Source organism: Nonomuraea sp. NPDC049378 (assembly GCF_055586745.1).
Genome location: NZ_JBVJHP010000024.1, coordinates 68886 through 91313, shown reverse-complemented (window position 1 = coordinate 91313; position 22428 = coordinate 68886). Strand labels below are relative to the sequence as shown.

Annotated in this window: 19 protein-coding genes and 1 pseudogene; 12 read left to right on the top strand and 8 right to left on the bottom strand. The window is 71.6% G+C overall.

Annotation, left to right across the window (positions count from 1 at the left end):
- Nucleotides 1-24 precede the first annotated feature (24 nt).
- The gene (locus ACZ6SA_RS40240; RefSeq protein WP_465834197.1) at nucleotides 25-843 is read left to right on the top strand and encodes an SDR family oxidoreductase; all 819 of its coding nucleotides are present in this window, start codon (nucleotides 25-27) and stop codon (nucleotides 841-843) included.
- Between the two features lie 100 nt (nucleotides 844-943).
- On the opposite strand, the gene ACZ6SA_RS40235 is transcribed toward ACZ6SA_RS40240, so the two are convergent.
- From ACZ6SA_RS40235 to ACZ6SA_RS40225, 3 genes are all read right to left on the bottom strand, one after another.
- The gene (locus ACZ6SA_RS40235) at nucleotides 944-2323 is read right to left on the bottom strand and encodes a UDP-N-acetylmuramoyl-tripeptide--D-alanyl-D-alanine ligase (protein ID WP_465834195.1); all 1380 of its coding nucleotides are present in this window, start codon (nucleotides 2321-2323) and stop codon (nucleotides 944-946) included.
- Nucleotides 2320-3276 (bottom strand): D-alanine--D-alanine ligase family protein, encoded by a 957-nt coding sequence (locus ACZ6SA_RS40230; RefSeq protein ID WP_347649499.1) that lies wholly within the window; start codon nucleotides 3274-3276, stop codon nucleotides 2320-2322. The genes ACZ6SA_RS40235 and ACZ6SA_RS40230 overlap by 4 nt, the downstream gene beginning before the upstream one ends.
- 163 nt (nucleotides 3277-3439) lie before the next feature.
- Nucleotides 3440-4612 carry an MFS transporter gene (locus ACZ6SA_RS40225; protein ID WP_465834192.1) on the bottom strand — a complete coding sequence of 391 codons (1173 nt, stop codon included), beginning with the start codon at nucleotides 4610-4612 and terminating at the stop codon, nucleotides 3440-3442.
- A 99-nt stretch (nucleotides 4613-4711) separates the two neighbouring features.
- On the opposite strand from ACZ6SA_RS40225, the gene ACZ6SA_RS40220 reads away from it, so the two are divergent.
- Together ACZ6SA_RS40220 and ACZ6SA_RS40215 are read left to right on the top strand one after the other, a co-directional pair.
- Nucleotides 4712-5314 carry an NADPH-dependent FMN reductase gene (locus tag ACZ6SA_RS40220; protein WP_465834190.1) on the top strand — a complete coding sequence of 201 codons (603 nt, stop codon included), beginning with the start codon at nucleotides 4712-4714 and terminating at the stop codon, nucleotides 5312-5314.
- Entirely contained in the window at nucleotides 5311-5955 is a 645-nt protein-coding gene (locus ACZ6SA_RS40215; RefSeq protein ID WP_347649496.1) for a TetR/AcrR family transcriptional regulator, read from the top strand. Before ACZ6SA_RS40220 ends, ACZ6SA_RS40215 begins: the two co-directional genes overlap by 4 nt.
- A gap of 244 nt (nucleotides 5956-6199) precedes the next feature.
- Here ACZ6SA_RS40215 and ACZ6SA_RS40210 read toward each other — a convergent pair whose 3' ends face one another.
- Both ACZ6SA_RS40210 and ACZ6SA_RS40205 read right to left on the bottom strand, forming a co-directional pair.
- Nucleotides 6200-7357 carry a cytochrome P450 gene (locus ACZ6SA_RS40210; protein ID WP_465834188.1) on the bottom strand — a complete coding sequence of 386 codons (1158 nt, stop codon included), beginning with the start codon at nucleotides 7355-7357 and terminating at the stop codon, nucleotides 6200-6202.
- A gap of 181 nt (nucleotides 7358-7538) precedes the next feature.
- Nucleotides 7539-8672, bottom strand: coding sequence for a hypothetical protein (locus tag ACZ6SA_RS40205; RefSeq protein ID WP_347649487.1), 1134 nt, complete (start codon nucleotides 8670-8672; stop codon nucleotides 7539-7541).
- A 438-nt stretch (nucleotides 8673-9110) separates the two neighbouring features.
- On the opposite strand from ACZ6SA_RS40205, the gene ACZ6SA_RS40200 reads away from it, so the two are divergent.
- On the top strand, nucleotides 9111-10187 hold the full coding sequence (locus ACZ6SA_RS40200) for a protein kinase family protein (RefSeq protein WP_465834185.1): 1077 nt from the start codon (nucleotides 9111-9113) through the stop codon (nucleotides 10185-10187).
- A gap of 109 nt (nucleotides 10188-10296) precedes the next feature.
- Here ACZ6SA_RS40200 and ACZ6SA_RS40195 read toward each other — a convergent pair whose 3' ends face one another.
- Both ACZ6SA_RS40195 and ACZ6SA_RS40190 read right to left on the bottom strand, forming a co-directional pair.
- Nucleotides 10297-11166: a GNAT family N-acetyltransferase gene (locus ACZ6SA_RS40195; RefSeq protein WP_465834183.1), complete on the bottom strand. Its 870-nt coding sequence runs from the start codon at nucleotides 11164-11166 to the stop codon at nucleotides 10297-10299.
- Nucleotides 11167-11276: 110 nt separating this feature from the next.
- A pseudogene (locus ACZ6SA_RS40190) lies at nucleotides 11277-11642 on the bottom strand (VOC family protein); the annotation flags it as partial.
- Between the two features lie 87 nt (nucleotides 11643-11729).
- On the opposite strand from ACZ6SA_RS40190, the gene ACZ6SA_RS40185 reads away from it, so the two are divergent.
- The 8 genes from ACZ6SA_RS40185 (at nucleotide 11730) to ACZ6SA_RS40150 (ending at nucleotide 19715) form a co-directional block, all read left to right on the top strand.
- Nucleotides 11730-12263, top strand: coding sequence for a PadR family transcriptional regulator (locus ACZ6SA_RS40185; RefSeq protein WP_465834181.1), 534 nt, complete (start codon nucleotides 11730-11732; stop codon nucleotides 12261-12263).
- Nucleotides 12260-13000, top strand: a complete 741-nt coding sequence (locus tag ACZ6SA_RS40180) for an ABC transporter ATP-binding protein (protein ID WP_465834179.1) — start codon at nucleotides 12260-12262, stop codon at nucleotides 12998-13000. Before ACZ6SA_RS40185 ends, ACZ6SA_RS40180 begins: the two co-directional genes overlap by 4 nt.
- Before the next feature lie 5 nt (nucleotides 13001-13005).
- A complete protein-coding gene (locus ACZ6SA_RS40175) occupies nucleotides 13006-14796 on the top strand; it encodes an ABC transporter permease (protein ID WP_465834177.1) in 1791 nt (596 codons plus the stop codon).
- Between the two features lie 221 nt (nucleotides 14797-15017).
- On the top strand, nucleotides 15018-15677 hold the full coding sequence (locus tag ACZ6SA_RS40170) for an urease subunit gamma (protein WP_347649480.1): 660 nt from the start codon (nucleotides 15018-15020) through the stop codon (nucleotides 15675-15677).
- Nucleotides 15670-17496, top strand: a complete 1827-nt coding sequence (locus ACZ6SA_RS40165) for an urease subunit alpha (RefSeq protein ID WP_465834175.1) — start codon at nucleotides 15670-15672, stop codon at nucleotides 17494-17496. Before ACZ6SA_RS40170 ends, ACZ6SA_RS40165 begins: the two co-directional genes overlap by 8 nt.
- A gap of 22 nt (nucleotides 17497-17518) precedes the next feature.
- Nucleotides 17519-18193, top strand: coding sequence for an urease accessory protein UreF (locus ACZ6SA_RS40160; RefSeq protein ID WP_347649478.1), 675 nt, complete (start codon nucleotides 17519-17521; stop codon nucleotides 18191-18193).
- A gap of 26 nt (nucleotides 18194-18219) precedes the next feature.
- A complete protein-coding gene (gene ureG, locus ACZ6SA_RS40155) occupies nucleotides 18220-18921 on the top strand; it encodes an urease accessory protein UreG (protein ID WP_347649477.1) in 702 nt (233 codons plus the stop codon).
- Entirely contained in the window at nucleotides 18918-19715 is a 798-nt protein-coding gene (locus ACZ6SA_RS40150) for an urease accessory protein UreD (protein ID WP_347649476.1), read from the top strand. The genes ureG and ACZ6SA_RS40150 overlap by 4 nt, the downstream gene beginning before the upstream one ends.
- 93 nt (nucleotides 19716-19808) lie before the next feature.
- On the opposite strand, the gene rph is transcribed toward ACZ6SA_RS40150, so the two are convergent.
- A complete protein-coding gene (gene rph / locus ACZ6SA_RS40145; RefSeq protein ID WP_465834243.1) occupies nucleotides 19809-22406 on the bottom strand; it encodes a rifamycin-inactivating phosphotransferase in 2598 nt (865 codons plus the stop codon).
- Between the last annotated feature and the right edge of the window lie 22 nt (nucleotides 22407-22428).

The following is a 22428-nucleotide window of genomic DNA, read 5'->3' as shown; positions in this document are numbered from 1 at the left end:
ACCCGCACGAAAGGACCTACGAACATGCGCATCCTCGTCACCGGAGCGACCGGCCAGGTCGGGCGGCACCTCGCCGCGCAACTCCACGAAGCCGGGCACGCCGTCCGCGCGCTCTCCCGCACCCCCGCCAAAGCCGCCCTCCCGACCGGTGTCGAGGTGGTGGCGGGCGACCTCACCGATGCCGCCACGCTCGAAGCAGCCTTCGAAGGGGTCGACGCGATCCACCTGATCACCTTCGGCGGCGACGGCGACCTGACCAACGGCCCCGAGATCATCGACCTCGCCGCACGCCACGGCATCGCGCGGGCCACGGTCCTCGGCGGCTGGTCGCCCACCAGTGTCGAAAGCGCCCTGGAGTCCAGTACGATCCGGTGGACCCTGCTCCAGCCGGTGGAGTTCATGTGCAACGCGCTCGAATGGGCCGACGAGATCCGCTCCCGGGGCACCGTGTCCATGCTCGCCACCTTCCCCAGCGCGATGGTGCACGAGGCCGACATCGCCGCCGTGGCCGCCACCGCGCTCACCCACGAGGGCCACGAGGGCCGTAGCTACCCGATCACCGGGCCCGAGGCCCTTACCCCTGCGGAGCGCACCCGGATCATCGCCGAGGCCACCGGGCAGGACATCGCCTTCGTGCACCTGAGCGAGGAGGCGGAGCGCGCCCGGCTGCGCGGCTACGGATACGACGAGGACTACGTGGAGTTCGGGATCCACCTGGCCACGAACCCGCCCGAGGCCGGCGGTGTGGTCCTGCCCACCGTCGAGGACGTCACCGGCACGCCCGCGCGAACCTTCGCCCAGTGGGTGCGGGAACACGCTGAACGGTTCCGCGCGGCGCCCTGACCCGCGCGGGCCGAACCCGGCAGGCCGACCCTTGTCCCCATGACGTGCGGATGCGCCGGACGGTGTCCGCGTCCGGTGTCCGCGTCCGCGCCGGGACAGGTCAGGCGCCGGCCAGCGCGCGGGCGCACGCGCCGAGCCCGATCTCGCTGGAGGCCTTGACGAGCACCACGTCTCCCGGTTCAAGCAGCGCGGTGGCCAGGCTGAGGGCCCCGGCCACGTCCTCGACGGTGTGGACGGCCATCTCCGGGTTCGACGACCGCGCCGCCTGCGCCATCGCGACCGGATCTCCTGCTCCGACCGCGATCAGCACGTCGAAGCGGAGACCGGCGACGAGCCGGCCCATCTCCGCGTGCCGGACGCGCGAGGCGTCCGCCTGCTGCCCCATCGTGCCGAGCACGGCGACGGTACGACGGGCTCCGGCCAGGGCCTTCACCGCCCGCAGCCCGGCCCGCACGGATTCGGGGCTGGCGTTGTAGGCGTCGTTGACGATGGTGATGCCGTCAGGTCGTTCGGCGATTTCCAGCCGGCCCGCTGAGCGCCGCCGTGCGGCGCTCAGCCCGTCGGCGATCTCGGCAGCGCCCAGGCCGAGCACGGTGGCGACGGCGGCGGCGGCCACGGCGTTGCTCACCTGGTGCTCGCCTATGAGGTCGAGCTCGACCGGGGCGCGACCGGAGGGCGTCACCAGCTCGAACGCGGTCCGCCCCCCGTCGATCATCCGCACGTTCCCGGCGCGTACCTGCGCCTGCGCCGACCGTCCGTACCACAGGATCCGCGCCCTGGTCCGGCCGGCCATGCCCCTGACGTACGGGTCGTCGGCGTTGAGCAGCGCGAACCCGTCCGCCGCGAGCGCCTCGACCAGCTCGCCCTTGGCCTCGGCCACGTCGGCGGGCCCGGCTCCCATGCGTTCCACGTGTGCGGTGCCGACGTTGAGCACCAGGCCGACCTGCGGCGGCGCGAGCCCGGTCAGATACGTCAGGTCGCCCTTGCGGCCCGCGCCCATCTCCAGCACCAGGTAGCGGGTGGTGGCATCGGCACGCAGCACGGTGAGCGGCAGCCCGAGCTCGTTGTTGAACGATCTGTCGGTGGCGACCGTCGCGGCGTGCCGTTCGAGCACCTGGGCCAGCAGGTCCTTGGTCGTGGTCTTGCCCACGGAGCCGGTCAGGCCGATCACGGTCGGGTTGATGCGTTCGAGCAGGTGCCTGGCCAGCAGGCCGAGCGCGACCTGGACGTCCTCGACCACGAGGGCGGGCACGCCGACGGGCCTCGAGGCCAGCACGGCGGCGGCGCCGCCCGCGACGGCGCCGGCCGCGTAGTCGTGACCGTCGACGTTGGCGCCGGCCGTCGCGGCGAACAGGCCGCCGGGCAGCACCTCGCGGGAGTCGACCGCCGAGGGCGCCGTCACCGTCGCCTGCGCGTCGCGCACGTCGTGGAGGCTCGCGCCGACGGCCCGCGCGATCTCGTTCAGCGTCATGGGGATCATGAGCGGCTCCTGGCGAAAGCCAGGTCGATGAGGCGGCGCAGCAGGTCCGGGTACGGGACACCGCTGGCGGCCCAGGCCCTGGCGTAGACGGAACGGGACGTGAAACCGGGCATGGTGTTGATCTCCAGCACGTACAGGCGTCCCGTGTCCTCCTCGTAGAGGAAGTCGACACGGGACAGGCCGTAGCCGCCGATCGCCCGGAACGCGCGCAGGGCCAGCTCGCGCACGTCCTCGGCCACGCGCTCCGGCAGCGCGGCGGGGATGGTGGCGATCTCGGCCCCGCTGAGGTATTTCGCCTCGTAGTCGAGCCAGTCGCCGGGCACGATGAGCTCGCCGGGCACCGAGACGTCCGGCGCGTCATGGCCGCCGAGCACGCCGCAGATGATCTCGCGCGCCGTCACGCCCTGCTCGACGACGGCCATCCCGTCGTGGGCCAGCGCCAGGTCCACGCCCGCGCGCAGCTCCTCCATGGAGGTGACCCGCGAGATGCCGATGGAGGAGCCCATGCCGGCCGGTTTGACGTACATCGGCCAGTCGAGCGACTTCACCAGGCCCCAGGGGTCGGTGGTGGTGCGCCACTCGTGCTCGGTGAACCACACGTGGGGAGTGACCGGGATGTCCTCCGCCGAGAACGCGCGCCGCATCGCGACCTTGTTCATGCCCACGGCCGAGGCCAGCACGCCGCAGCCCACGTACGGGATGCCCAGCGTCTCCAGGAGGCCCTGGACGACGCCGTCCTCGCCGAACGGCCCGTGCAGCGCGGGGAAGACCACGTCCGCCAGATCGGGCCGCGGCTCCACCGGCCATCTGCCCTGCCGGTCGATGATGACGGGGACGGGCTCGTACAGATCTTGCGGCAGGGCGTCGAGCACGGCCTGCGCCGACTGCAGCGACACCTCGTGCTCGGCGGACGGTCCGCCCGCCAGCACGGCCACGCGCACGCGTTCGGTCACGATCGATCAGCCTTCCTCGGTGGCACGGAGACAACGCCGCCGGCGGTACGGCGTTCCGCCGTCGCAGGACCAGCCCGCCGAGTGTCGGCTCTTCGCCTGACCGGTTACCAGGCCATTCGCTGTCCGCTTCCCGACCGCGGCGCGTCCGCGGGCGCCGCGGGTTTCACACGAGCAGGAGAGTGGCCAGTGCCGGGCCGAAGGCGCCGCCCAGCTGGTAGCACAGGGTGAACAGGCTCACGGCGGTGGCCCGGTGCTCGTGCGGCACGACCTCGCCCACGCGGGCCGCGTACCAGGCCATCGCCGCTGTGGCGGCGAACACCGCGAACGCGGTGGACGCCGCGGTGAGCACCGGCCACGGGGCGACCAGCGGCAGGGCGACGGCCACGGCGCCCGTGGCCGGCAGGACGGCCCGGGTGACGGCCGCACCGAGCCGGGAGGTCCACCGGGTGAACAGCAGCGAGGCGATCGAGCCGGCGGTCAGCATCATGAGCGTCGTCCACCCGATCCGCTCGCTCGTCCAGTGGTGTTCCAGCAGCCGGGGCACGGTGTAGAGCAGAGCGAAGTAGGAGGTGGACAGCGTGCCGGCCGCCGCTGCCGCGGTGATGAACGGCCGGGAGCGGATGACCGGCCGAGGGACGAACCCGGCGGGTTTCCTGCGGACGTGCCGGGCCAGCAGCAGGCCGGCCACGGCCGCGGCGGCGGCCGCCGCCAGTTCCAGGCGAGGGATGAGGACGAAGGCGCTGACCAGCGCCATCACCAGAAGGGTCCCGACGGTGTCCGTACGGGTGGCGCCGGCGCCTTCGCGGCTGTCGTGATGGGGGGCGCGGCGCAGGACGGCGGGGACGGCCAGCAGCGCGGGCAGGGACAGCAGCAGCGGCACCCGCCAGGAGATCGCCGACAGCGTGGAGCCGGCCAGCGGGCCGAATGCGCCGACCAGGCCGACCCCGGCGGTGACGGCGCCCGCTCGCGAGGTGGTCCCGGCCAGGGTGATGGCGATGGTGACCAGGCCGCCTCCGCCGGCGGCTTGGGCGGCGCGTCCGGCCAGCAACGTCGGCAGCGTCGGTGCGCCGGCGACCAGAAGGGTGCCGAGGAGGACGAGCGCGGCGTTGGCGAGCGTGGCGGCGCGGACGCCGCGGGTGCGCAGCAGCGCGGCGGTGAGCGGGGCGCCGAGGACGCCGCCCCAGCCGAAGGCGGTGGCGGCCCAGGTGGCGTCGGCGGCCGAGACGCCCAGGGCGCGGGCCAGCTCGGGGATGACGGTGATGGTGCTGTTGGCGCTGAGCGAGGTCGGCGTGGCCAGGAGCACGAGGTAAATAACGGCGATTCGTCTCTTTTGCACGGTTACGGCGATCACGTGCCTCAAAGTACACCAATCTGTTTCCTTTTGACACTGACTGGTGTACTTTTTCGTCGTTGGCGAGAACCCATGAGGAGAGACATGACCGAGCTCAACGTCCTGGCCCTGTCCGGCAGCCTGCGCGCGGACTCCCACAACACGGCCCTGCTGCACGCGGCCCGCGCGCTCGATCCCGGCGGGGTCGCCATCGACATCGATCGCGACCTGGGCCGGTTGCCCCTCTACAACCAGGACCTGGACACCGGCACGCCACCCGCTCCGGTCACCACGCTGCGTGCCCGCATCGCCGGAGCCGACGCCCTGCTGATCGCCACGCCGGAGCACAACGCCTCCGTTCCGGCCGCGCTGAAGAATGCCATCGACTGGGCCAGCACGGCACCCGAAGGGCTGCTGCGCGGCAAGCCCGTGGCCATCGCCGGCGCCTCACCAGGACCGTTCGGCTCAGTGCGCGCCCAGCTCGCCCTCCGCCAGATCCTGGCCTCGGTGGGAGCGGACGTCGTCGTCAAACCGGAGGTGACGGTCTTCCACTGCGACACCCGCTTCACGCACGATCGCCGGCTGACCGACCCCCACACCACCGACCTGCTGCACGAACTGCTCGACGCCCTGGCCGGCAAGGCCCGCCCGCGCGCCGGACACCCCTACACTGCACCGAGGAGTCTCCAGCGGGAAGGACGTCGATGACCCTGCGCCAGGCCGAGCCGTACGGCCGGCCGGAGAAGCGACAGGCGATCACCCGGGCCGCCCGCCGCGTCTTCGGCCGCGACGGCTACACCCGGGCCGGCGTGGACGCGATCGCCGCCGAGGCGGGGGTGTCCAAACGGACCATCTACCGGCACTTCACCGACAAGGAGCAGCTGTTCCTGACCGTGGCGCTCGAAGGCGCCGACGAGGTCACCGCGGCCATCGCGCAGATCATGGACCGGCACCTGCACAAGATCGTGGACCTGGAGCAGGACCTGATCGACTTCTCCCTCGACCGGGTCGCCGCGGTCACCGCCTTCCCCGACCACTTCGCCCTGGTCCGGGCCATCGAGGCTGAGGCGGCCCACATCCCGCCGCCGATTCTCGAGGCGTGGGTCGTCGCCGGCCCGCAGACCGGGCATCTGCGGCTGGCGCCGTACCTGCGCCGGATCGCCGAACGCGGCCTGCTCCGGATCGACGACGCCGACGTCGCCGCCGCCCACCTCACCCTGCTGACCGTCACCGACGTGAACCAGCAGACCTTCTACGGCGCCGTCCCCCTTCCCCAGGAAGAAGTCACCCGGCTCGTCACCGCAGGCGTGCGGGCCTTCCTCCGCAGCTATGCGGCCTCCGCCGCATAGCGCACATGCCCACCTCGTGGCGGACGCCGCTGGTGACGTGCTGTTTTGCAACACTCGGGCTCCCGGCAGCAATGAGGAGATTCGCAACGCGGCTGTCGCCCTTCGTCCGCCAGCACATCAACGTGATCGGCATCTTCTCCTTCGCCCGCCTGACCTTGGTCCCGCCGGCGTCGGGAGCGCAGATGAGTGGTTCGGTGCTTCACGCCGATGTCAGCTGACGCCCCTGCTCACACCAGGCACGGCTTCACCAGGTGACGTGGAGAGCCTTCGGGCCGGCGTCGACCCCGTCGCGGACCCACTCGACGCTCTCGGCCGTGCCCGCCAGGCGCAGACCGGGCAGCTGCCGGGCCAGCGCTCCGATCACGGCCGCGACCTCGAGGCGGGCCAGTGGCGCGCCGAGGCAGTAGTGCACGCCGTGCCCGAACACCAGTGACGGGCTCGATGTCCGCTCCGGCACGAAGGCGTCGGGATCGGCGAAGTGCCGGGGGTCGCGGTGTGCGGCCTCGAGCCGTACCAACACCAGGTCACCGGCTTGGATCCGCGTCCCGGCCAGCTCGACGTCGGTCTGGGCGAAGCGGGGGAAGGGCTCGCCGGTCTGCCCGGACTGCAGGCGCAGCACCTCCTCGACGGTCGCGCCGAGCCGCTCGGGGGCCGTGGCCAGGTGTCCCTCGCGCAGCAGCCTGAGCACGGCCGCGGAGATGGCGTTGCGGGCCGACAGGTATCCGGCGGAGACGATGGTGGCGGCCATGGCGACGAGCTCGCCGTCGCTGAGCCTGCCGTCCTCGGCGTCCCGTACGGTGATCAGGGAGCTGAGCAGGTCATCGCCGGGGTCCTCGCGCCTGGCCTCGGCCAGGGTGGCGGCGTACGCCAACAGCTTCTCCCATGCCTGCGCGCCCCGGGCCATCTCCTCCTCGCCGCCGAAGACGAAGTCGACACCGCCGGCGCCCACGGCCACGGCCTGGAAGTGCTCGCGGTCGGCGATCTCCACCCCGAGCAGCTCGCTGATCGCTGCGATCGACACGGGCCCGGCCACTTCCGCCACGAGTTCGGCGGGCGGTCCGCCCCGGGCGATCGCGGCCACGTGGTCGTCTGCGAGCCGCTCGACTCGATCGCGCAGCGCCTCGATCCCGCGCGGCCCGAACGCCTTCGACACCAGCCGCCGCAGCCGCCCGTGCGCCTCGCCGTCCTGGAAGAGCGTGTCGTTCCCGGGGTGCGCGGTCCCGGGCGGGGCGAGCCCGAACCTCCGGTCCGCCAGGATGGCGGCAACGGCGTCGTAGGAGGTGACGAGCCAGGCGGGCCCGCCGCCGGGGGTCTTCACCTGGGCGACGGGGGTGGTCTCGCGCAGGGCCGCGTACTCGGGAGGGGGCGTGAGGGGATCAGGGCGGTCGTACGGGAGCGTCATCGCCTTCGGTGCCTTTCTTGATGGGCAGCGGGTGGTTGCCCGCCTGGCCAAGTCAAGACGTTGACGTCGCGTCAAGGTCAAGCCGATGGGATTCCGGCTCTCTTGACCAACCCACCACAGGGCGGCCACATGCCTCCGTTAACGCAGGTAAGAGGCTACTTCGGTGGAAATTTCTTCATCGCTACGGGAGCCCCACTCCCGTCAGCCGGTCATAACGGTAGACCCGCACGCTGGAATCGGCGCGGTCCCGCAGCCCCTCGACGCGCACGACCAGCACGCCCTGGCGGACGCGGTCGTCGGTGCTGACGCGCAGCCAGGGCTCGCCGTCACGCAGCGCGGTGACCTCCTCCACCAGATCGCCCCCGCGCCCGGCCGCGATGGCGTACGTGCGGCCCTGCGGCGAAACGATGTCGATGCCGCCGTCCTGCCGGAGGGTGAAGGTGACGACGAGGTCGCCACGGCCGCCGTTCGCCTCCCCCACGAAGTCGTACAGCGGCGCCGGATCGCCCACGTAGTACTTCAGCCGGCCCAGACCGGTGACGTCCATGCCGTTGTAGAAATTACGGCCGGACGGGTCGAGCCAGAAGTGCGGATTGTGGGTGGGCGCGCTGAAGTCCGCACCGGAGTTGTACGAGATGTGCCAGTGCGGAGGATTGTCGGCGTGCAGCGTGTTGTTGGTCTCGATGCCCATCAGCACGAACCGGTGTCCCTTCGCCGCGGCGACGTCGACCATGCCGGAGTCCCGCAGGATGGTGTGCGCCGCGACGAGCTGGTGGATCACCGATCTGACCGGGCCTGCCGGCCACGGCACCGTCGTCCATGGGCCCGCGGCGCGGTCAGGGTCGTTGTGCTCGATCCGCCAGTTCATGCCTGGCGAGACGTCGGGATGGCTCCACACCTGCAGCGTCGGCTGGTTGGCGTCGGGCGAGGGCTGCGTCATCGGCAGCGTGAACGACACGCTGTGCCTGTCGCCGGGAACGCGGCGCAGCTCCAGCCGCGTGTCCTGGTGGACGACGGCCTCGACCCGCTCGTCCGGCCAGCGGACCGTGACCTCGATCCCCGCGGCGGTGTGCGGGCCCTGGACGAACGTGTAGTACTCCGCCCGAGAAGCCACGGAGTATTTCTCACCGGGCAGGATCTCGTAACCGGCGGGCAGCACGACCTCGGGCCGGCCGGGCTCGCCGGGGCGGCGACGTACGACGCGGAAGGCCGCGTAGGCGCTCTCCGCGGCCGAAGCGGCGCCGGGCAGCGCGACCGCCAGGCCGACGGCGGGCACGCCGGCCAGTAAAGCTCGCCGGGACAGGGAACCTGACATGGGGACGTTCCTCTCGATCGCGCCATGGGGCTGGGCCATCCGTCATACGGGAGGCACACCTTCATCCTCCGTCTCGCGGCCACCAGCGAAACCTCCCCTCCCCTAACGATCGGTGAACAGGGGAGCATCTATCCACGCCCTCACGACCGTGCTCGAAGCGGCGTGAGGCCGGCACACCGCTCCCGGCGACGTACCGGACGGTTGACGCGGACCGCGGTGCAGCGCAGGTCGTCCCTGATGACGCCCAGCTCGCGCTCTTCACTAAGGTGCAGTCAGTGGGTGCTCAGGTCTGTCGTCTTCTACGGATCTTGTCCGCCCTCCTGCCCGTTCCGGAGGCCGATCCGCGGAGCCACGCGCCGTTGCGCTGGGCGCGACTGCGCGGCCATGGTGAGAATCGAGGTCGGCGCCCAGGTGGAAGCCGCAGTGAAGTGTCCTGACATGTCGCGCGGTGCGCGCCTGACCGCCCACGGTTCCGTCTCCACGGCCCTGGCTCTGCGCAGCGATCGCGCCCTGCGCGAGCTCGTGGACACGGCCCTGCCGATCGGATCCGGCATCGGCGGGACGTCGGCCCTGCTTGAGGTCGCCGGAACCCCGGTCTTCGTGAAGCGGGTGCCCCTGACCGACCTGGAGAGGCGGCCCGAGCACGTCCGGTCCACGGCGAACCTGTTTGATCTGCCCGACTTCTGTCACTACGGCGTCGGCATCATCGGCGGGCCGGGCTTCGGAGTCTGGAGGGAGCTCGCCGTGCACACCATGACGACGAACTGGGTGCTGGCGGCGGAACACGAGGGCTTTCCCCTGATGTATCACTGGCGGGTGTTGCCGGACTCGACGCCCCTGCCCGACGAACTGGCCGACGTCGAGCGGGCTGTTGCCTACTGGGGCGGCGGATCGCAGGTACGCCGCCGGATCCAGGCCCTGCGGCAGTCGTCGGCGAGCGTCGCGCTGTTCCTGGAGTACATCCCGCAGAACCTGCACCAGTGGCTGGGCGCTCAGGTCGAGGCAGGGGGCCGAGCCGCCGGCCGGGCCTGCGTCATGGTGGACAGGGAACTGGCGGCCGGCGTCTCCTTCATGAACAGCCGCGGGCTCCTGCACTTCGACGCGCACTTCGAGAACATCCTGACCGACGGCCGGCGCCTGTACTTCGCCGACTACGGCCTGTCCATCTCCTCCGGGTTCGAGCTGTCGCCGGCCGAGGCCGGCTTCTTCGACCGCCACCAGACCTACGACCGCTGTTACAGCGCCACCTATCTGACGAACTGGCTGGTCACCGCTCTGTACGGACTCCGGAGAGAGGACAGCGAGGGGCGCTACGCTCTGGTGCGCGCCTACGCGGAGGGCGAGCGCCCCGCAGGAATCCCGGAGGAGGCCGCGGCCGTCCTCGCCCGGCACGCGCCGGTCGCCAAGGTGATGTCCGACTTCAACCGCGCGTTCCAGCGCCAGAGCAGGCGGACCCCGTACCCGATGGAGGCGATCCGCCGGCTCGGCGGGATGCGGAGCTCATCGTCATGCTGACGTACGCGTGGAGGCCGGCCCCGGCATGGATGGCTCACCGGCTTCCCGGCGCCCGCAGGTGTCGTCGGCAGGACGTAGGGAACCACCGGCCGGCCTGAGCATCGAAGCCTCAGGAAGCGTCGCGGTACAGGTCACGTCTCTCGGGCAACGGCTCGAGGCCGGCCGACTGGTAGGTGGCGACGGCGCCGACGTTGGAGCTGGGGGTGCACACGTCCACGCTGGACGCGCCCGCCTCCTGGAGTGCGCGCGCCGCGGCGACCGTGATCGCCCGGCCGTAACCGTGACCGCGGTGCGCGCGGTGCACCCCCAGCGGCTCTATCAGCCCTGGCCTGCCCGCACCCGCCGACCACACCGTCACGGCCGCCACCGCCTCGCCCCGCTCGTCGCGTACGGCCAGGCACCGCGCGCCGGCATACGGCGCGCCTGCCGCCATCGCGTGCCAGCGCTCCTCGGTGAACGTCGACCCGTCGAACGACGCCCGCAGGACCGCGGCCCACTCAGGCGCCTGTTCCGGCCCGACCACCTCGACGCGAAAACCGGGATCCGGCACAGGCGCGCCCAGGTCACGCCGGAGCGGCGTCCACGCCTCGCCGCTCTCCCAGCCGTCCCCGGACAGCAGGTCCCGGACCAGCGCGCCCATCGGCGCCTCGACGTACACCTTGCCCTCGGGCAGCACACCGCGCTCAGATGCCGACACGTCGCCGGCCACCTGCCGCGCCAGCTCCTCGTCCTGCCACGCCTGCGGAGCGAACGCCAGCCGCACCAGGTCCGCGCCATCGAGCAGCCCGACGGCCAGAATGTCCCCAGCCCGGCTCCAGGTCCGCGTAGCCTGCGCAGTCCGCTCCGCGCCGAACCGCCAGAACCACCCCAAGTCCCCCGGATGCACCTGCACGGGCTGCCCGTCGTGCTGCCACTCCCCCAGCACTCGCACCACGTCACCGAGCCCGTCGACCCCGGGCCCGCCCATCTCGATCGTCATCCCCCAATCACACACCACCCCGCCGCCCCTCCGCACCCGGATTTCCGGCCCGCGGCTGGCGACCGCGGTCGCCGTGGTCACGCCCCGCGCCCGGCCGCCCCGCGTCAGGCCGGGCCGAGGACGCAGAACTCGTTGCCCTCCGGGTCGGCCAGGACCGTCCACGGGACGTCGCCCTGGCCCACGTCGGCGGGCGTCGCGCCGAGCTCCTTCAGGCGCGCGACCAGCTCCGCCTGATGGGCCGCAGAGGTGGTGGCGAGGTCGAGGTGCACGCGGTACTTCACCGTTTCGGGGTCCGGGACCCTGACGAGGTCGACGTAGAAGGCGCCGGGGTCCGGCCAGGCGAAGCCCTCGGGTTCGAGGTTGGTCACGCCGGGTCCCTCGCTGGAAACGCCCCAGCCGAGCGCCTGCGCCCAGAACCGGCCGAGCGCCGAGTCGTCCCGAGCCTTGATGTTCACCTGGACCGGTCGCAGTGCCATGCCGCCAACCCTATGCCCGGAGGATGCCGTGCTTTGACACCTCCTATGGATAACCGCTATCTATTAGCCAACCGTTAGGGAGGTGCCATGCAGGACGCGGTGCTGGCGATGCTCGCCAAGGAGCCGTCGCACGGATACCACCTGCACGCTCGGCTGCGGCGCAGCCTTGGCCCGCTGGGCGAGTCGATGAACCGCGGTCAGATCTACGTGACGCTGAACCGGCTGGAGCGAGCGGGGCTCGTGGCCTGCGAGCGGGCGGACGGCCTGCCTGAGCGGCCGGAGCGCAAGATCTACGCGCTGACGCCGGCCGGGCAGCAGCGCGTGGCCGCCTGGCTGGCCGAGGTGGGCTGGCCGAAACCGGACCTGGCGGAGTTCCATCTCAAGCTCGCCGCCGCCGCGGCGGCCCGGCTGGCCGACCCGGTGGAGCTGGTGGCGGCGCAGCGCCGCGAGCTGCTGCGCCGGCTGCGCGAGGCGCAGCAGGCCGCGCTGGCCGAACCGGCAGGATCGGGCGCCGGCCTGCTGCTGGAAGGGGTCGTGCTGCGGCTGCAGGCCGACCTGCGCTGGCTGGACGCCTGCGAGCGGGCCTGGTCCAAGGCCGATGACGAAGTCGAGGGTGGATGAACGTGCCGAGTGCCGCGGTCCGGGCCTGCGGGCTGGTGAAGACGCATGGCCAGGGACAGGGCCGGGTCCGCGCGGTGGACGAGGTCGACCTGGAGGTGCCTCAGGGACAGACGCTGGCGGTGATGGGGCCCAGCGGCTGCGGGAAATCCACGCTGCTGCACCTCCTTGGCGGCCTGGAACGGCCAACCGGCGGGGAGGTGTGGGTGGCCGGGCGGCGCATCGACACGCTGAGCGAGCGGGCCCTGGCGCGCATGCGCCGCCGGTCGGTGGGATTCGTCTTCCAGGCCTTCCACCTGGTGGAGGAGTTGTCGGCGGCCGAGAACGTGGAGCTGCCCGCGCTGCTGGCCGGACGCCCGCGCCGCCAGGCCAGGCGCCGCGCCGGCCTGCTGCTGGAACGGGTCGGGCTCGCCGCGCGCTCCCGGCACCTGCCCTCGCAGCTGTCGGGCGGGCAACGCCAGCGGGTCGCCGTCGCCCGCGCCCTGGTCAACGACCCGCTGGTCGTCCTGGCCGACGAGCCGACCGGCAACCTCGACACCGCGGCGACCCTCGACGTGCTGAGGATCTTCCAGGAACTGCGTTCCGCCGGGCAGACCCTCGTGATCGTCACGCATGACGAGCGGGTGACGGCCACGGCGGACCGGCTGGTCTCGATGCGCGACGGGATGTTCGTCGACGACACCCGGCTGACCGGCTCGCAGCCGCGCGGGCTCGGCGGGCTGATCGGGCTGGAGGGCTGAACGTCATGGGTTCCCTCGTGCTCGTCCTGCGCCTGGTCCTGGCCGACCTGCGCAGGCACCGGGCCCAGGCCGCGATGCTGCTGCTCGCGGTGACCGTGGCCACCGCCACGATGGCCCTGGGCCTGTCCCTGCGGGGCGTGAGCGACGCGCTGTACGAGCAGACCCGCGCGGCCACCGCCGGGCCGGACGTGGTGGCGCTCTCCGGCGCCGCGGGCCCCGCCGTGACCTCGGCCCTGGCCTCGCTGGCGAGCGCTCCCGACGTGATCGCCCACCACGGCCCCTACCGCATCGTCTACGCCGACCTCACCACGCGCGATGCCACGCCGTCCCGCGTGGTGGTGCACGGCTTCGCCGACAAGCCCGGCCCGGTCAACCGGCCGCTGGTGACCGCGGGCCACTGGGTACGCTCCGGCGGCACCGTCCTCGAGCGCGGCTTCGCCACCGCGCTGGGCGCCGGCGTCGGCGACCGCGTCACCATCGCCGGCCGGCCGTACCCCGTCGTCGGGATCGCCGTGACCGCGGCCACCTCCGTCTACCCCGGTGCGTCGCAGATCGGCCCGGGCGGCGGGGGGAGCGACTACAGCGGCCTGGCCTGGATGACCCGGGAGGACGCCCGCACGCTGGCCTCGTCCCGTGATCTCCCGGTGACCACGGCCGTGGACCTCAAGTTGCGCGACCCCGCCGCCACCGAAGCCTTCCGCGACGCCCACCGCGACCCCGCCATGCCCGTCAACTTCCACTCCTGGCAGTTCACCGCCGCAGCGGACATGGGCCTGCTCAAGAACAGCCAGCCGATCCTGGTCGTCGGGAGCTGGCTGCTCAGCTTCCTGGCCATCACCGGAGTGGCGGCACTGGCCGCGGGACGCGCCGTCGAGCAGACGCGCCGCGCCGGGCTGCTCAAGGCCGTCGGCGCCGCACCGGGCCTGATCGCCGCCGTCCTGCTCACCGAGTACCTGGCGCTGGCGCTGGCCGGCGACGCCCTGGGGCTGGTGATCGCCCGCCTGGCCGCGCCCGTCATCGCCAGCCCCACCGCCAGCCGGATCGGCGAGGCGGCAGGACCGAGCGGCGCCACCGTGGCCACGGCGACCGTCCTCGCCGTGGCGGTGGCGGTCCTGTCCACGCTGCGTCCCACGCTGCGCACCCTGCGCACGGCGACCGTCACGGCGCTGACCGCGCCCGCGCACCAGCCCCGCCACCGGCCGTGGCTCACCTCGCTGTCGGCGCTGCTGCCCACGCCGCTGCTGCTCGGGCTGCGGCTGACCGCCCGCCGTCCGGGCCGCGCCGTGCTGCAGGCGTGCTCCACCGCCACCACGGTGATCGGGATCGTCACCCTGCTGACCCTCCACGCCCAGCCCGAGAGGGGCTACGGCCTGAACGGCTCCGCCGTCCTGCCCAACCTGCGGGGCGAGCACGACCGCCTGCTGATGCTCGCCGTCACCGTCCTGCTGATCGCCCTCGCCGTCGTGAACACCATCACGTTCACCTGGACCACCGCCATGGAAGCCCGGGCGACCATGGCCGTCGCCCGCACGCTCGGCGCCACCCCGGGGCAGGTCTCCGCAGGGCTGTCCGCCGCCCAGCTCCTGCCCGGCGTGCCCGGCGCCCTCATCGGCGTCCCTCTCGGCACCGGCCTGCTCTCGCTCTTCGCCGCCAGGAACGCGGTGGACCCTCCCTCGTCCTGGCTGCTCGGCGCCGTGATCGCGACGCTCCTCGCGACGGCGGCACTCACCGCCCTGCCCGCACGCCTGGCGGCGCGCCGGCCCGTGGCGCAGGCCCTCAGCACCGAAACAGCGTGATCCGGACCGCCGCCGGAACCGCATAGGGACGAGCGCGGTCCGCCCCGGGCTGATCCCGGCCACGGGTGAGGGACCCCTCACCGTCACGCAACATCACACAAAGTATCCGGCGCGTTACGTTCAGTAGGCGATAAGCCGATCTTACAGGCGGGCACCGCTCCCCGCCCCAAGCGAACCGACGGCTCCGGCGGACCCGGAGCGCAGCGAAAGCGAGGTGGCGGGTGCATCTGACCCCGCACGAACAGGAACGCCTGCTGATGCACGTGGCCGCGGACGTGGCACGCAAACGCAAAGAACGGGGGATCACGCTCAACTACCCGGAAGCGGTCGCCATCCTGACGGCCTACGTGCTCGAAGGCGCCCGGGCGGGCACAAGCGTGGAAAAGCTCATGGCGATGCCGCAACCGCCAGAACCACCCGTGCTCACCCCCGAAGACGTCATGGACGGGGTCGCGGAGATGATCCGCGACCTCCAGATCGAGGCCACCTTCCCCGACGGCAGCAAAATGGTCACCCTCCGCGACCCCATCCCGGCGATCACCAGAAAAGCACCACTCCTTCACCCCGGCAAGATCGACCACCCGCGCGACGCCGGCCCTGTCGCCTTCAACACCGGCCGCGAGGTCACGACCGTGACGGTCACCAACACCGACGACCGTCCCGTCCAGGTCGGCTCCCACTACCACTTCTACGAGGCGAACGCCCTGCTCGACATCCAACCCGGCCGCGACCTCGCCTACGGCAAGCGCCTGAACATCCCCGCCGGCAGCTCGGTGCGCTTCGAACCCAACTGCCCACTGGAGATCGAACTGGTGCCCATCGAAGGCACACGCATCATCGAAGGCCTCAACGGCAAGGTCGGAGGCGAACTCCATGCTTAAGCCCCCGGCACCAGAGCCCGCCCCGCCCGCGCCCCAGCCCTCACGCCACGAACGCCATCAGCCACTCACCCGCGAGCAGTACGCCGACCGGTTCGGCCCCACCACCGGAGACCGCATCCGCCTGGCCGACACCGACCTGCGGATCGAAATCACCGAGGACTGGTGCGGCGGCCCCGGCCACAGCGGAAACGAGATGATCTTCGGCGGCGGCAAGGTGATCCGGGAATCGATGGGCCAATCCTGCGCGCCACGCGACTCCACCCGCTTCGGCGCCCCCGAACCCCCCGACACGGTCATCACCGGCGCGGTCATCCTGGACCACTGGGGCGTGGTCAAAGCCGACATCGCCATCCGCGACGGCCGCATCACCGCACTCGGCAAGGCCTACAACGACGAAACCATGGACCGGCTGCACGACGGGCACACCACCGCCACCGACTTCGTGATCGGCCCGGAAACCGAGGTCATCTCCGGCAACGGCAAGATCCTCACCGCGGGCGGCGTGGACACCCACGTACACTTCATCTGCCCCGAACAGATCCACGAGGCACTGGCCTCCGGAGTCACCACCCTCATCGGCGGCGGCACCGGCCCCGCCGAGGGAAGCACCGCCACCACCGTCACACCGGGCTCCTGGCACATCGCCCGGCTGTTCGCGGCGCTGGACGCCTTCCCGGTCAACATCGGACTGCTCGGCAAAGGCAACACGATGTCCACGGAGTCGCTGCTCAACCAGGTGGAGGCGGGCATCCTGGGCTTCAAGATCCACGAAGACTGGGGCGCGACCCCGGCCGTCCTGCGCCGGTGCCTGCAAGTGTGCCGCACGACCGGCGTCCAACTCGCCCTGCACGCCGACTCCCTCAACGAAGCCGGCACCGTCGACAACACCATCGCCGCCATCGGCGACCACCCCATCCACGTCTTCCACGTCGAAGGCGCGGGCGGCGGCCACGCCCCAGACATGATCAAAATGGCGGGCCTGCCGAACGTCCTCCCCGCCTCCACCAACCCCACCCGGCCCTACACCGTCAACACGGTCAAAGAGCACATCGACATGGTGATGATCTGCCACCACCTCAACCCGATGGTGCGGGAAGACCAGCAATTCGCCGATTCGCGGGTCCGGCCCGCCACGATGGCCGCCGAGGACATCCTGCACGACCTCGGCGCCATCTCCATCATGTCGTCCGACGCCCAGGCCATGGGCCGCATCGGCGAAGTGATCATGCGGACGTGGCAGACAGCCCACGTGATGAAACACCGACGCGGCCCTCTCGAGAACGACCGAAACGGCGCCGACAACCACCGGGCCCGCCGCTACATCGCCAAATACACCATCAACCCGGCCATCGCACACGGCATCGACCACGAGGTCGGCTCAGTCGAGGTGGGCAGGCTGGCCGACCTGGTGTTGTGGGAGCCGAAGTTCTTCGGCGTCAAACCGCACCGAGTGATCAAAGGCGGCCAGATCGCCTACGCCCAGATCGGCGACGCCAACGCCTCCATCACCACGCCACAGCCGATCCTGCCCCGCCCGATGTGGGGAGCCACCGGCCACGCCCCCGCCGCCAACTCCGTCAACTTCGTCACCGCACGGGCCATCGAATCCGGCCTTCCCGGACGGGTCAACACCGACAAAACGTTCAGCCCCATCCGCGACACCCGCAAAATCTTCAAAAAGGACATGCGCCACAACGGCGCCACACCCCGCATCGAAGTCGACCCCAACACCTACGAAGTCACGATCGACGAGGAGACCATCGACCACCACCAACCACCGGCCGACCTGCCCATGGCCCAGCGGTACTTCCTGTTCTGACCACCACGAACAAGGACACCCCATGAACCGCGCCGCACTGCTCCTCCTCGCCGACGGCCGCTTCCCCTCCGGCGGGCACGCCCACTCGGGCGGAGCCGAGGCGGCCGTCACCACCGGGCGCGTACACGACGCGGCAAGCCTGCGAGAATTCTGCCGCGGCCGGCTGCACACCAACGGCCTCGTCGCAGCCGGACTGGCCGCCGCAGCCGCCACCGGCCACGACCCACTCCTCCTGGAAGAAGCCGCCGACGCCCGCACCCCCACCCCCGCCCAACGGCAGGTCACACGCACACTCGGCCGACAACTCCTGCGCGCCGCCCGCGCCACCTGGCCCTCCCCCGAACTCGACACCCTGGCCGCAGCCCGGCCACGCGGCACACACCAGCCCATCGTCCTCGGCCTGACCGCCCGCGCCGCGGGCCTGACCCCCCAAGACGCCGCCCACGCGGCCGCCTACGACAGCGTCAGCGCCCCCGCCACCGCCACCGTCCGCCTGCTCAGCCTGGACCCCTTCGACGCCACCGCCATCCTCGCCCACCTGACCACCGACCTCGACCACATCGCACAACACGCCACCGACGCCGCGCAACGCCTCCGCACCGAGGGCGTCGCGGCCCTGCCCGCACGCTCCGCCCCACTACTCGACATCACCGCCGAACAACACGCCGCCCGCCCGACGCGACTGTTCGCCTCCTGACCCACCCGTCCCACCACAGGAGCACCATGCACCTGCACCACAACCACGAACCCCCCGAAAATCACCCGCACGGCCCCGGCCACTCCCCCTCCCCACACCCCGGCAGCCACCACCGCGCCCTGCGCATCGGACTGGGCGGACCAGTCGGCACCGGCAAGACCGCCACCGTCGCCGCCCTCTGCCGCGCCCTACGCGACGACCTGTCCATCGCCGTCATCACCAACGACATCTACACCCGCGAAGACGCCGAATACCTGCTACGTGAAGCCGTCCTGCCCACCGAACGCATCAGAGCCGTCGAAACCGGCGCCTGCCCCCACACCGCCATCCGCGACGACATCTCCGCCAACCTCGAAGCCGTCGAAGACCTCGAACACCGGCTCGGCCCCCTCGACCTCATCCTCATCGAATCAGGCGGCGACAACCTCACCGCGACCTTCTCCAAAGGCCTGGCCGACGCCCAGATCTTCGTCATCGACGTCGCCGGCGGCGACGACATCCCCCGCAAAGGCGGCCCCGGCATCACCACCTCCGACCTCCTCGTCATCAACAAAACCGACCTCGCCCCACACGTCGGCGCCGACCTGCACACCATGGCCCGCGACGCCAAGGCCCAGCGCGGCGACCTGCCCGTCGCCTTCACCGCCCTCAGAACCGAAGACGGCGTCAAACCCGTGTCCGACTGGCTCCGCCACCGCCTGACCGCCTGGACCACGGCCACCACATGACCCTCACCACCCAGACCGCACCCGGCGAACCCACCACGCTCGGCGTACACGCCACCGCCCGCATCAAAGCCACCCGAACAGGAAAGACCACCACCCTTCCCCTCCTCCACGGCTCCGGCCCCTTCGACCTGCGCCGCACCCACCCCCACGGCGACCACGCGCGCGTCTGCATCATCGGCGCCATGAACGCCCCCCTCGGCGGCGACCGGCTCCGCATCGAAGCCACCGCCGAAGCGGGCGCCCACCTGCACATCACCACCGCCGCCGCCACCATCGCCCTGCGCGGCCCCACCCCCGGCCACGCCACCTACGACCTGCACCTGACCGCGGCCGACCAGGCAAGTCTGCACTGGCTGCCCCAGCCGCTGATCTCCGCCGCCGGCAGCAACCTCCGCCAAACCTGCACCGTCGAACTGGCCCCCACCGCACGCTTCGTCCTGCGCGAAGAACAGGTCCTCGGCCGCACGGGCGAGACGCCCGGCCGGCTGACCACCCGCCTCACCGTCAGCCGCGACGGCCACCCACTCCTGGACCAGGAGACCCGCTACGGACCGGACGCCCCCGGCTGGGACGGCCCCGCCGTCCTGGCCGGCCACCGCGCCGCCGGCCAGCTCCTCATCGTCGACCCGGCCCTCGACGACCGGCCACCCACCGTCAGGCTGCTGGACGATGACCCGGCGCACGGGCAGGCCGTGCTGACCCCGCTCGCGGGCCCCGCCGTCCTGGTCACCGCCCTCGCCACGGACACGCTGCACCTGAGCCGCCTCCTCGACGCGGCTCAGGCCCTCACCTGAACGCGGAGCTCTCTTGCAGTGGAGTACGGGCGAAGCCCGTGCCTTGTGGGAACAGGAGGTCAGTGAAACCGGCCGGGGCCTTTACATTGTAGATCAATCGAGGATCTCGACGTAGCCGTCAGTCCCGTGAACGCGGATCCGCTGCCCGTCCCGGATCAGCCGGGTGGCCTGCTCCACGCCCACCACGGCCGGCAGGCCGTACTCCCGCGCGATCACCGCCCCGTGCGTCATGAGGCCGCCCACCTCCGTCACCAGTCCGGCGACGGTGACGAACAGCGGCGTCCAGCTGGGGTCGGTGAAGGCGGTGACCAGAATGTCGCCCTCCTCCAGGTCGGCCCGCGCCATGTCCATGACGACACGGGCACGGCCCTCGACGGACCCGGCCGAGACCGGAAGGCCGACCAGCGCGCCGGGCGGGGCGTCCTCGCTCCGGTACCGGCCCGTGATGACCTCGCCGTCCGACGTGAAGACCCGGGGCGGAGTGAGCGGCTCGTACGAGCGGAACGCCGCACGCCTTTCCAGCACGAGCTCGGCGTCCACCTTGTTGGTGCGCACGACGTCCTGCAGCTCCTCGAACCTGAGGAAGAAGATGTCGTCATTCTCGCGCAGAACGCCGGACGCGACGAGGCGATCGGCTTCCTGCAGCAACGCCTGCTTGTAGGCGAAATAGCGGCGGATCATGCCGTACTTGGGGTATTCCCGGTAGCCGGCGAAGGTGCGGACGCGGTCGATCATCCGCTTGGTCTCCTCCGCCTTCTGCTCCCCGTGGGGCAGGGCGCGCAACCTTGCCAGCAGTTCCTGCTCCTTCCGCTGCGCCTCCTGGCGTCCCTGTTCGAAGCGTCGTTCGCCGGCGCCCGGCTCGAAGTTCTTGATGTTGCCGAGAATGGTGCGCACGAGCATGGCGGGATTCTCGCTCCAGCGCGTTCTGGTGATGTCGATCTCGCCCGCGCAGCGCATGCCGTACTCGTCGAGGTAGGTGCGGATGGCGTCATGCGCCTCCTGCCCGCCGGCCAGCCCGGGCAACTCCCCCAGGAAGGCGTCGCCCTCGCGGCCTTCGTCCACGACGCGGTGCAAGAACGCCACGACGTCCGCGTGCGGCCGGATCGTGTCAGCGACGTCGAGGAGCGCCAGCCCCATCTCCGACGTGACGTTGTGGGGGACGGACTGCGTGAGCGTGTCGGCCGCGTTCTTCTCGCCCAGCCACGCCTCCAGGCGGTCGTTGAGCCACCAGGCCGCATCGAACCCCGCCATGATCACCTGGTGGCTCCGCGGGTCGAACAGGACCCGCTTCAGCTCCGCGATGTCGTCCAGGATGAAGTCGAGCAGCGCCGGCCCGGACAAACTCCGGATCTTGCCCCGCAGGGTGGCGACGGACTCCTCGTTGTTCCGGATCAGCTGGGCCACGATGGCCGGATCGGCCTCGATCGGTGCGGGTGAGTCACCGGCGGGCGCGGCGCCGGAATCGTCGTCAGGAAGCGAGGGCAGGAAGTCGCCGCGGTCGACGACGCTCTGCAACGCGTCCCTGATGAGCGGGTCGGACCTCCCCAGCCCTTCGATGAGGTTCGCGCGGCCCGAGGGCCTCGCCAGGAGGGGGGCCACGTCGACGAACAACCGTCCGCCGGCCTCGTGCATCGACCGTGGGGTGGTCAGACACCACAGGGAGAGTCCCAGCGGCTTCATCGCGTCGGTCATCATCTGCTGGTGACCGACGGAGACGTAGAGGTGGTTCTCCTGGTCATCGGTCGCGGGAAGGGGGAACAGGGTGGTGATCGGCCGGCTCTGGACGATGTGGAAGTCGTCGCCGGCCAGGCACCACTCGATGTCCTGGGGCCGGCCGAAGTGCTCCTCGACGCGCCGGCCCAACCGCACCAGGCGCACGACCTGCGCCTCCGTCAGGGCCGGCTGTGCCTGCCGCCCCGGATCGGTCGGCGCCTCCCGCGTGCCGCCCCCCGGCGACGCCTGGACGAAGCGCGTCTTGGTGGCGACCTCCGCGGTGACGACCTGATCGTCGCGCACCGTGTAGACGTCCCCGGCGACCAGACCGGACACCAGCGCCTCGCCGAGCCCCCAACCGGCCTCCACGGTGGCGACCCTCCGGTTGGAGGTCACGGGATCCGCCGTGAAGAGGATCCCGGCCGCGTCGGGGAACACCATCTGCTGGACGACCACCGCCATCCGTACCTTCCGGTGGTCGAAGCCGTTACGGCACCGGTAGGTCACCGCCCGCTCGGTGAACAGCGAGGCCCAGCAGCTTCGGACGTACCGCACGACGGCCTCCACGCCCACGACGTTCAGGTAGGAGTCCTGCTGGCCCGCGAAGGACGCGGTGGGCAGGTCCTCGGCCGTCGCGCTGGAACGCACCGCGTAGGAGGTCCGCTCCCCGAACCGGGCGAGCGCCCCGCTGATCGCCGCCACCAGATCGTCGGGGACCGCGATGCCTTCGACGGCGCGCCGGACATCGGCGCTCAGGGTGCGGATCGCCTCGCGATCGTCCGGGTTCACTCGTGCCAGCAGGTCAAGCTGAGCGTCGATCGACGGGGCCCCGGCCACGACCCGCTCGAAGGCGTCCGTCGTGACGCAGAAGCCGTCCGGCACGCGGACGCCGTCGATTCGCGAGAGCTCGCCCAGGTGCGCCCCCTTCCCTCCGACCTCTGCGATGTTCGTCGCATCGATGTGCTCGAAGCCCATCACGTAACCCAATTTTCCGTGCTCC